This window comes from Streptomyces sp. NPDC088197, from assembly GCF_044741185.1.
GTDB lineage: Bacteria > Actinomycetota > Actinomycetes > Streptomycetales > Streptomycetaceae > Actinacidiphila.
In genome coordinates, this window is the sequence record NZ_JBIUSD010000011.1 from 37,501 (window position 1) to 48,543 (window position 11,043).

An 11,043-nucleotide genomic window follows, 5' to 3' on the forward strand; every position below is an offset into this window, starting at 1 on the left:
CCGCGACTACCCCTTGGCGAGGGCCGGTTGACGCGGGAACAGATCGGCTCCCAGCTCCCCCCTCGCCCGTCCGTCGTCCAGCAGGGCGCCGACCGTGGCCTCCGGCTCGGTGGCCGCGCGCAGCGCCCCGAGCGCGATGGTCCGCAGGACGGCGGTGACATCCTCCTCGCCGAGCACGTCGGGGTCGGACCGCAGCGTCAGCTCCACCTGGTGAGCCCCTTCGGCGTTGACCCGGAGATAGAACGGGTGACCCGCCTCGCGGGCCGGGGGCGTCCAGGTCAGGGACGCGCCGGACGGGACATCGGCCCGGTCCCGCGCCCGTACGGGCGGCGGTGACGATGCCGACGGTACGTCGGCGGACGGCTCCGATTCCGCCACGTAGTTGAACCAGCAGTCGTGGACGAAGAGCGAGCCGTCCGGCCCCGGTGCCTCGGCGGCCAGCCGCGCCGCCGCGTCGACGTCGTAACTGCCGTGGCGGTAGGCCAGCAGCGAGCTGAGATGCGCGCGCTTGAGGAAGCCGGACAGCGGCGCGTCCGGGTCCACCGCGCAGAGCAGCGGCACCAGTTGGTTCATGGTGCTGACGACGGGCTGCCACAGCGGGTCGAAGCGGTTGGCGCACATCAGGCTCAGCATGATCCGGTTCCGGGACAGCACTCCGGAAAGGGCCGCGCCGGTCAGCGCGGTCAGAACGCTCTGCGGCGACACCCGGTGTGCGGAGGCGGCGTCCGCGACCAGCGCGGCGAGCCGCGGGGAGCGCAACGTCGCCTGGATGCGGCGCTCGTCGGAACCGGGCGTCCGGGCGGGCAGATTGCTCAGCGGGCCGCCCGCCACGATCTTCTTCCAGTACTTCTCGGCGCCGCGGCGGTGGCCCGCCCAGGCGTCGCCGTGCTGGAGGACGGCCAGCTCGCGCGGCGCGGGCCCCGGCCGGCCGTCGGCCGCCGGGTCCCCTCCGCCCCTGGCAGCCAACTCCTTGAGCTGCCTTTCCAGTTCGCGGATCGCCCAGACGTCCACCACCATGTGCGACATCGACACGGCCAGATAGCGGGGGCGGCCCGCGGCGCATATCAGCGTGCCGTGCCAGCCGGGGTCGCCGACGACGGGGAAGGGCCGCGCGTACAGCTCGCGCAGCACCCGCGCGCCGTCCTGCGGGGTCACCGACGGCAGGTCCAACCGGTCCAGCCGGAGCGGGACTTCGGGGTGGACGCGCTGGAAGGGCCGGCCGTCGGCATCGGTGTGGAACGTCGTCCGCAGGCTTTCGTGACGGTATGTCAGGACGCGCAGGGCGCGGTCGATCGCGGGCGCCTGAAGTCCCTCGACGTCCCACAGCGCGGGGACGTTCACCTCCATCAGCCGGTCGGTGGCGAAGGTTTCTATCGATCGCCAGGTCGACAACTGGCCGAAGGTGAGCGGGGCGTCGACGGGCATGGTCCCTCCGTGGCATGAGGTGGGGCACGAGGCGTGGCGTGAGGCGGTGGTCCGGCGTGGCGTGCGGCGGTCGTGCGCCGAAAAGCGGTCGGTGATCGGTGGTCGGCGGGCTGCGGGCTCCGGGCCGCGCTACGGGTTCGCGTACGGCCGTACGGCCCCTCCCCCCGCGCCCGTCGGCGCGGGGAGGAAGGTGACGAGCTGCGCGGCTCGTGGAACGCGACGGCTCAGCGACAGACGGTGCCGCGCGCGTGGCTCACGGCCGTGCAGACGACCCGGGTGCAGACCACCCGCGTACAGACCACCTTGCGCATTTGCTTCACCTCCTCCCGCACCTCGCTCCTGACGGTTTTCCGGCGGCCCTTTCGCCGCATCACACACTTATTCATGGGTCGCTTCTCCTTGTCCATACGCGCGCGTTGGCATCAAGTTCGCGGTATTCCCTGCCACCGCGTTCGGGGCGAACTTCCTTGACCCGCCAGGGCCGTGGAGTCCACGCTTCTGCCATGCCCGGAACAGCCAGGGCCACCGGTGAAGACCACGCCGGCCGCCCCGGTCGTATTTCCCGGTCCTGAGCAGCGGAATGCGTTTACCGAACCGTCAGGGCCCGCGAAGAGAAACACGAAGAAGAAATTCACGGCAATGCGCCGCAGTGCGTGCGATGCCGGGCGATGCGTTCTGGAACAGCCAATCCTCGAAAGGTGGGTCATGTCCGCTCTGACTGAACGGTCCACGGCCGCGGAGCCGGTCGCCGTCATCGGCATGTCCTGCCGGCTGCCCGGCGCGAAGAGCCCCGAGGAGTTCTGGCGGCTGCTGAGCGAAGGCCGCGAAGCGGTCGGCGAGGCCCCGGCGGACCGGCGCCAGGCGGACGGTACGGCGGGATCGACGGCGGACGGTGCCGCGGACGGCTCGGGCCGGGCCAGGCGCGGCGGATACATCGCCGACGTGGACCGTTTCGACGCCGCCTTCTTCGGCCTCTCCCCGGCCGAGGCCGCGGCGATGGACCCGCAGCAGCGGCTCGTCCTGGAGCTGGCGTGGGAGGCGATCGAGCACGCCCGGATCGTCCCCTCGACCCTGCACGGCACGGCGGCCGGAGTCTTCATCGGCGCCATCACCGGCGACTACGCGCTGGTCCACGACCGGCTCGGCGGCCAGGGGATCAGCAGGCACAGCGTCACCGGCACCCACCGCAGCATCATCGCCAACCGGGTCTCGCACCTGCTCGGCCTGCGCGGCCCCAGCCTCACCGTCGACTCCGGCCAGTCCTCCGCCCTGGTCGCCGTGCGGCTGGCCTGCGAGGAGCTGCGTCGCGGCACCGCGCGGACGGCGCTGGCGGGCGGGGTGAACCTGAATCTGCTCGGCGAGAGCGACCGGGCCCTGGAGCGCTTCGGCGCCCTGTCCCCCGACGGCCGCTGCCACACCTTCGACGGCCGGGCCAACGGTTACGTACGCGGCGAGGGCGGCGGTGTGGTGCTCCTCAAGCCGCTGTCGGCCGCGCTCGCCGACGGCGACACCGTGCACTGCGTCATCCTCGGCGGCGCCGTCAACAGCGGCACAGGAGAGCACCTGACCGTTCCCGACCCCGAGGCGCAGCGCGAGGTCGTCCGGCTGGCCTGCCGCGACGCGGGAGTCGCGCCCGCCGAGATCGCCTACGTGGAGCTGCACGGCACCGGTACGGCGGTCGGCGACCCGATCGAGGCGGCCGGTCTCGGGGCCTCGCTGGAGACCGAGTCCCGGGTGGCGCACGGCGCCCCGCCGCTGCTGGTCGGCTCGGCCAAGACCAACGTCGGCCACCTGGAGGGCGCGGCCGGCATCGTCGGTCTGCTGAAGGTGGCGCTCAGCATCGGCCACCGCACGCTCCCGCCCAGCCTGAACTTCACCTCGCTCCACCCGGCCATCGCGGCCGAGCAGCAGGGCATCGAGGTGGTCACCGCCGCCCGTCCGTGGCCCGGCTCCCCCGACAGCCGCCCGACCGCGGGCGTCAGCGCCTTCGGTATGGGCGGCACCAACTGCCACCTGATCCTGGCGGCGGCGCCCGAGACCGCGCCGAACGGGACTGCGGCGCCCCAGACCGTGCCGAACGAGACCGCGCCGAACGAGACCGTGGCGCCCCGGACCGTGCCGAACGAGACCACGCCGAACGAGACCGTCGCGGACGACAGCCCCGAGGTCCGCCGCGACTGCGACGCCGACGCGGCCCCGACCACCCCCTGGCTCCTGTCGGCCCGCTCCCCGCGCGGCCTGACCGCCCAGGCGGACCGGCTCGCCGCCCACCTCGCCACGCGCCCCGACGTACCGGCGCGGGACGTCGCGCTGTCCCTGCTGCGCACCCGCTCGGCCTTCGACCACCGCGCCGTCGTCCTCGGCGCGGGCCGCCCCGAACTGGACACGCTGCTCGGCGAGTTGGCGGCGGGCCGACCCCACAGCGAGGTCATCACCGGGCACACCGCGACCGGCGGCGTGGGATTCGTCTTCCCGGGCCAGGGCTCCCAGTGGTGGGGCATGGCGCGCGAACTGCTGGAGATCGACGGCCCGTTCGCCGACCGGATCGCCGAGTGCGCCCGCGCGCTGGCCCCGTACACCGACTACGACTTGGTGGACGTGGTGCGCGGTGCGCCCGGCGCGCCCGGCTTCGAGCGGCTCGACGTGGTGCAGCCCGCGCTGTGGGCCGTGATGGTCTCGCTCGCCGAGGTGTGGCGCGCGGCCGGGGTCGAACCGGACTTCGTCATCGGCCACTCGCAGGGCGAGATCGCCGCCGCGACCGTCATCGGCGCGCTCTCCCTGGACGACGGGGCCCGTGTGGTGGCCCTGCGCAGCCAGGTGCTGCTCCAGGTCACCGGCGGCCGGATGCTGTCGGTGTCCGCGCCGCTCGCCATGGTCGAGGAACGGCTGGCGGCCTACGGGGCCGCGACCCTCAGCGTGCTCAACAGCCCCACCTCCGCGGTCGTCTCCGGCCCCCTGGACACGCTCACCGAGCTGGCCGCGAGCTTCGACGCCGACGGCTTCCGCACCAAGGTCCTCAAGATCGACTACGCCTCGCACTCCCCCGCCGTGGAAGTCATCCGCGAGCAGGTGCTCGACGTGCTCGCACCGGTCCGGCCGGTCGCCGTCGACACCCCCTTCTACTCCTCGCTGACCGGCGGCCGGGTCGAGGACACCTCGGAGCTCGACGGCGACTTCTGGTACCGCAATCTGCGCCACGCCGTCCGCTTCACCGACGCCACCCGCTCCGCGCTCGCCGACGGCAACGGCCTGTTCGTCGAGTGCAGCCCGCACCCGGTGCTGCGGCACGCGATCGAGGAGACCGCGGAGGAGGCGGGCCACGAGGCCGCCTCCGTGCCCACCCTGCGCCGCGAGGAGGGCGGCCCCGCGCAGGTGCTGCGCGCCCTCGCCGGTGCCTACGTACACGGCGCCGACGTCGACTGGGCGCCCGTCGCGGCCGTACCGGGAGCCCGTACGACGGACCTGCCCACGTACGCCTTCCAGCGCGAGCGGCACTGGCTGGGCGGGGCGCCGATCCTCGGCGCGGCGGCCGGTCCCGGTGCCGCAGGCACCGCGGGCCCCTCGGACCCGGCCCCGGCGCCCGTGGCGGTCCGCACTCCCGAGGCCGTACGCGATCTGGTCACCGCGAGCACCGCCGCGGTCCTCGGGCACGCGGACGGCAGCGCGATCGACCCGCGCCGCAGCTTCAAGGACCTCGGCCTGGACTCGCAGGGCACCGTCGAGCTGCGCAACCGGCTCAAGGACGCCACCGGTCTGAAGCTGCCGACGACGCTGCTCTTCGAGTTCCCGACGCCGAAGCGGCTGGCCGAGCGACTGGCCGAGCTGACAGCGCGGTTGACGCCGCAGACGCCCGAGGCGGACGGCGCGGGCGTGCGGCCCGCCCCCAACAGCGTGACCAGCGACGGCACTTCCGCCGACACCGCTGCCGACACCGGTACGTCCGCCGGTTCCAGCGTCGACCCCGACGCGCCCGAGCCGATCGCCGTCGTCGCCATGAGCTGCCGCTACCCCGGCGGGGTCAGTACCCCGGAGGAGCTGTGGCAGCTCGTCGCGGACGGCACCGACGCGGTCACCGGGCTGCCCGCCGACCGCGGCTGGGACCTGGACGCACTGCTCGGCGCGGGCCCCGACCGGCCCGGCGCCCTGACCACCGTCGGCGGCGGATTCCTGCACGAGGCACCGGAGTTCGACGCCGCCTTCTTCGGCATCAGCCCCCGCGAGGCGCTCGCGATGGACCCGCAGCAGCGGCTGCTGCTGGAGACGTCGTGGGAGGCCGTCGAGCGGGCGGGCATCGACCCGGCCACGCTCGCCGGGCAGCCGGTCGGCGTCTTCTTCGGCTCGATGGCCTCCGACTACGGCCCCCCGCTGCACCGGCCGAACGGCGGCGGTGACGGCCACCTGCTCACCGGTACGGCGCTCAGCGTCATCTCCGGCCGGGTCGCGTACACCCTCGGCCTGCGCGGCCCCGCGCTGACCGTCGACACGGCCTGCTCGTCCTCCCTGGTCGCCCTGCACCTGGCGGTCCGCGCCCTGCGCGGCGGCGAGTGCCCGATGGCGCTGGCGGGCGGCGTGACGGTGATGTCGACGCCCGGCAATCTGGTGGAGTTCAGCAGGCAGCACGGACTCGCCGCGGACGGCCGGGCCAAGGCGTTCTCGGCCGACGCGGACGGCACGTCCTTCTCCGAGGGCGCGGGGGTGCTGCTGCTGGAGAAGCTCTCCGACGCCCGCCGCAACGGCCACCCGGTGCTCGCCGTCATCCGCGGCACCGCCGTCAACCAGGACGGTGCCAGCAACGGCCTCACCGCGCCCGACGGACAGGCCCAACGCGCCCTCGTGTGCCAGGCGTTGGCCGACGCGCGGCTCACGGCCGACGACGTCGACGCCATCGAGGCGCACGGCACCGGCACCTCCCTCGGCGACCCCGTCGAGGCCAACGCGCTGATCGACACCTACGGCAGCGCCCCGGGCGGCGGCGACCCCGCCGCCGCGCGACCGGTCTGGCTCGGCTCGGTGAAGGCCAACATCGGTCACACGCAGGCCGCCGCGGGTGTGGCGGGCGTCATCAAGATGGTGCAGGCGCTGCGCCACGAGACTCTGCCGCGCACGCTGCACGCCGACGAGCCCACGCCGCGCGCCGACTGGGACGCCGGACGGATCAGGCTGCTCACCGAGCAGCGGGCCTGGCCGCGCGGGGAGCGGGTCCGCAGGGCCGCCGTCTCCTCCTTCGGCATCAGCGGCACCAACGCCCACGTGGTCGTGGAGGAACCGGCCGCGGCCGACCTTCCCGCCGAACGGACGGACCGTCAGGAAATTCCTGCACAGAGCCTGTTGGCCTGGCCGGTCACCGCCCGCACCCCCGAGGCGCTGCGGCACCAGGCCCAGCGGCTGACCGGCGCCGTCGCCGACAGGCGTCCCGAGGACGTCGCCCGCACGCTGGCCGCCCGTACCGTCTTCGAGCAGCGCGCCGTCGTCCTCGGCGCCGGAACCGACGAGCTGATCGCGGGGCTGCGCGCCCTCGCCGACGGCGACCCGGCCGGGCCCGGCACCGTCTCCGGTACGGCCAGGGGCCGCGCCCGGACGGCGCTGCTCTTCACCGGGCAGGGCGGCCAGCGGCTCGGCATGGGACGCGAACTGCACGCCTCCTTCCCGGTGTTCGCGGCGGCGTACGACGAGATCTGCGCGGCCTTCGACCCCTACCTCGACCGCCCGCTGCGCGAGGTGCTGTGGGCCGAGCCCGACGGACCCGACGCGGTCCTGCTGGACGAGACCCGCTACACCCAGCCCGCGCTCTTCGCCTTCGAGACGGCCGCGTGGCGGCTGCTGCGCTCCCTCGGCGTCGAGGCCGACGTCGTGGCGGGGCACTCGGTCGGCGAGTACGCGGCGGCCTGCGCGGCCGGGGTGTGGCAACCGGCCGACGCCGTACGGCTGGTGGCCGCGCGCGGCCGGCTGATGCAGGAACTCCCGCGCGGCGGAGCGATGTTCGCCGTCGCCGCGAGCGAGGAGGAGATCCGCGGCACGCTGGCGGAGCCGCGGTACGCGGCGCGGGCCGTGGGCCTGGCCGCCGTCAACGGCCCGCTGAGCTGCGTGATCTCCGGCGAGGAACAGACCTGCGAGGCCATCGCGCGGCAGTGGGCCGACGCGGGCCGCCGCACCAAGCGGCTCACCGTCAGCCACGCCTTCCACTCGCCGCTGATGGACCCGATGCTCGACGCCTTCCGGCGGGAGATCGCCGCGACCACCCTCGCCGAACCCCAACTCCCCTACGAGGCCGCCCTGGGCGCCGACCGCTCCTGGACCGACCCCGCCTACTGGGTGGATCAGATCCGGGACACGGTGCTCTTCGCGCCGGTCGTGGACCGGCTGGCCGCCGCCGGTACCGGCGTGCTGTTCGAGGTCGGACCGCAGGCGGTGCTCACCCCGATGGCCCGCGAGAGCCTGGCCGGGCGGCCCGGCAGCGTCGTACCGCTGGTCCGGCGCGGCCGGGACGAACAGGACGCGCTCCTGCGGGGCCTGGCCGAGGCGTTCGCCGCCGGAGCCACCGTCGACTGGGCCGCCACCGCGGCGGACGGCGCCCGTACCGAGCTGCCCACCTACGCCTTCGACCGGCGCCGGTTCTGGCTCACCGACGCGGGGCCCGACGCGGGCTCGACCGCCCGCACCTCGCTGCTGCGCCGCGCGACCACCGTCGCGGCCGACGGCGGCCACCTGCTCGGCGGACGGCTCTCGCTGCGCTCCACGCCGTGGCTGGCCGACCACGCCATCGGCGGCACCGCCGTCGTCCCCGGTACGGCGCTGGTCGAATGCGCCCTCCAGGCGGCGGAGTTGGCCGGGGCCGAGGCGGTCGGCGGACTCACCCTGCTCACCCCGCTGGTCCTGCCGCCACTGGGCGCGGTCGAGGTCCAGGTCGCCGTCGGCGGCGAGGACGCGGACGGGCGGCGCGCGCTGTCCGTGCACGCCAGGCCCGCCGACGACACCGACGCGCTGTGGACGGCGCACGCCACCGGCCACCTGACGGCCTCGGCGGACGCCGCCCCCGACGACGGCTGGGCCGCGGTCTGGCCGCCGACCGGAGCCGAGGCGGTCGACCTCACCGACGTGTACGGGCGGCTCGCCGCCGCGGGGTACGGCTACGGCCCCGCCTTCCAGGGCCTCACCGGCGCCTGGCGTGCGGGCGACGACCTCTACGCGGAGGTCCGGCTGCCCGAGGGCGTACGGTCCGCCGCGGCCGACTTCGCCGTGCATCCGGCCCTGCTCGACGCCGCCCTGCACATCCTCGTCCTGGAGGCCAGGAACGCCTCGTCGGCGGGCCGCCCTGTCCCCTTCTCCTTCACGTCCGTCACCGTCCCCGCGCCCGGAACCGACGCCCTGCGCGTACGGCTCACCGCGAGCGACGCCTCCGGCGACGGCACCCGGATGTCCCTGTGCGACACGGCGGGACGCCCGGTGGGCGAGGTGACGGTGAGCATGCGCAACGCCCCCGAGGGTTTCGGCCTCGCGGCGACCTCGGCCCCCAAGGACATCGGCCTGTACGACATCGCCTGGGTCCCGGCCGCCGCGTCCCCGGCCCCGTCCTCCGAGGACTCAGCGCCCTGGGCGGTGCTCGGCTCCGACGGCGCCGAACCCGTGGCCGCGGCCCTGCGCTCCTCCGGCCGCCCCGCCTCGGTACTCGCCGACCTCGACACCCCCCGCACGGGCGCGGCCCCGGCCGTCCTGGTCATCCCCGCACCCGAGGGCCCGGCACACGAGGACCCGACGCCCGAGGGCCCGACATCCGACGGCCCGACATCCGAGGAACCGGCAGCGTCCGGCGGCCTCCCCTCGACCGTGCGCCGCGTCCTCGCGGACACCCTCGACCTCGTACGGCGACGCGTCGCCGACCCCGAACTGGCCGGCACCCGGCTGCTCTTCCTCGCCGACCCCGACTCGCTGACCGGCGGCCCGCTCTGGGGCCTGATCAGGTCGGCCCAGACCGAACACCCCGGCGCCTTCGCCCTGGCCGACGCGAGGGGTACGGCACCGGACGAATGGCCGCTGCTGGCAGCCGCGTTGCACCAGGCGGAGCCGCAGACGGCCGTCCGCGACGGCGCCCTGCTGGTCCCCCGGCTCACCCTCCGCGAGACCGAGACCCACACCAGCACCGGCACCGGCACCGGCACCGAGCCGGTCGACGGCGCGCGGACCGTGGACACCCCGGACACCGGAAGCGCCCTCGGCACCGGCACGGTCCTGATCACCGGCGGTACCGGCGGACTCGGCGCGCGCCTCGCCGCGCACCTCGTGGCACGGCACGGCGTGCGGGACCTGCTCCTGGTCTCGCGGCGCGGCCCGGCGGCCGAAGGGGCCGACGAGCTGGTCGCCGCGCTCGAAGCGGGCGGCGCGGCCGTACGGGTCGCGGCCTGCGACGTGGCGGACCGGGCGGCGCTGACCGCGGTGCTGGACTCGATCGCGGACGACAAGCCGCTGACCGCGGTGGTGCACACCGCGGGCGTGCTCGACGACGGCGTGGTCGCGCGGCTCGACGGTGAGCGGCTGGGGAACGTGCTGCGGCCCAAGGCGGACGCGGCGTGGCTGTTGCACGAGGCGACGGCGGACCTGCCGCTGGCGGCGTTCGTCCTGTACTCGTCCGTGGCGGGCGTGCTCGGGACCGCGGGGCAGGCGGGTTACGCCGCCGCCAACGGCTTCCTGGACGCGCTGGCCGTCCACCGCAGGGCGGCGGGGCTGCCCGCGACCTCGGTCGCGTGGGGCCTGTGGTCCGCGGAGGCCGGGATGGCCACGGCGCTGAGCGCGGTGGACCAGGCACGGCTGGCACGGATCGGCACGCTGCCGCTCGGCCAGGAGGAGGGTCTGGCGCTCTTCGACGCGGCGCTGGCCGCCGACCTGACGGGCGGCCGTACGGTGGCGGCCCGTTGGGACCTGACCGGGCTGCGGGCCCGCGCGGCCTCCAGCGGGTCACCCGTACCGCCGCTGCTGCGCGGCCTGGTGCCGGCGCCGCGCCCGGCCCGCGGAACGGCCTCCGTCCGGCCCGCCGCGTCCGGTGCGACGGCGCCCGCGCCCGCCGCGGGTCAGGGCGGACTCGCCGGGAAGCTGGCGGGGCTCGACCGGGAGGCGGCGCACGCGGTGCTGCTCGACCTGGTCAGGGAGCGCGCCGCGCTCGTCCTCGGGCACGACAGGGCCGACCGGATCGAGGTCGACCGGCCGTTCACGGAGCTGGGCTTCGACTCGCTGGCCGCCGTGGAACTCCAGGAGGGCCTGGGCCGGATGACCGGCGTGCCGCTCCCGGCGACGCTGACCTTCGACCACCCGACCGTCGCGGACGTGGCGGCCCGGCTCGCCGCGGACTTCGCACCGGCCGAGCCCGTACCGGTGGGCGACCGGCTGTGGGGCACCCTCGGCGACGCGCTGTCCGCGCTGCTCGACGGCGGCGCCGCGGCCGAGGGCCCGGCCGACCCCGACGAGCGCGACCGCACCGAGGCGCTGCTCCAGGCGGCGCTGAGCCGGCTGCGCGACGGCGGCGAGGGACCGGGGCGGCTCCTGAGCCCGGCACTGCCCGGCGGCGGCCTCGAAACCGTCTCGGACGAGGACCTCTTCGACTTCATCGACAACCAACTCTGACATTCG

General features: G+C 75.4%; 2 protein-coding genes. One reads left to right on the plus strand and one right to left on the minus strand.

What is annotated here, in order from left to right:
• Window positions 1-6: 6 nt before the first annotated feature.
• A complete protein-coding gene (locus tag ACIOC1_RS24755; RefSeq protein WP_401856380.1) occupies window positions 7-1,425 on the minus strand; it encodes a condensation domain-containing protein in 1,419 nt (472 codons plus the stop codon).
• 705 nt (window positions 1,426-2,130) lie between these two features.
• Between ACIOC1_RS24755 and ACIOC1_RS24760 the strand changes: the two genes are divergently transcribed.
• The gene (locus tag ACIOC1_RS24760; RefSeq protein ID WP_401856381.1) at window positions 2,131-11,037 is read left to right on the plus strand and encodes an SDR family NAD(P)-dependent oxidoreductase; all 8,907 of its coding nucleotides are present in this window, start codon (window positions 2,131-2,133) and stop codon (window positions 11,035-11,037) included.
• The last annotated feature ends 6 nt before the right edge of the window (window positions 11,038-11,043 follow it).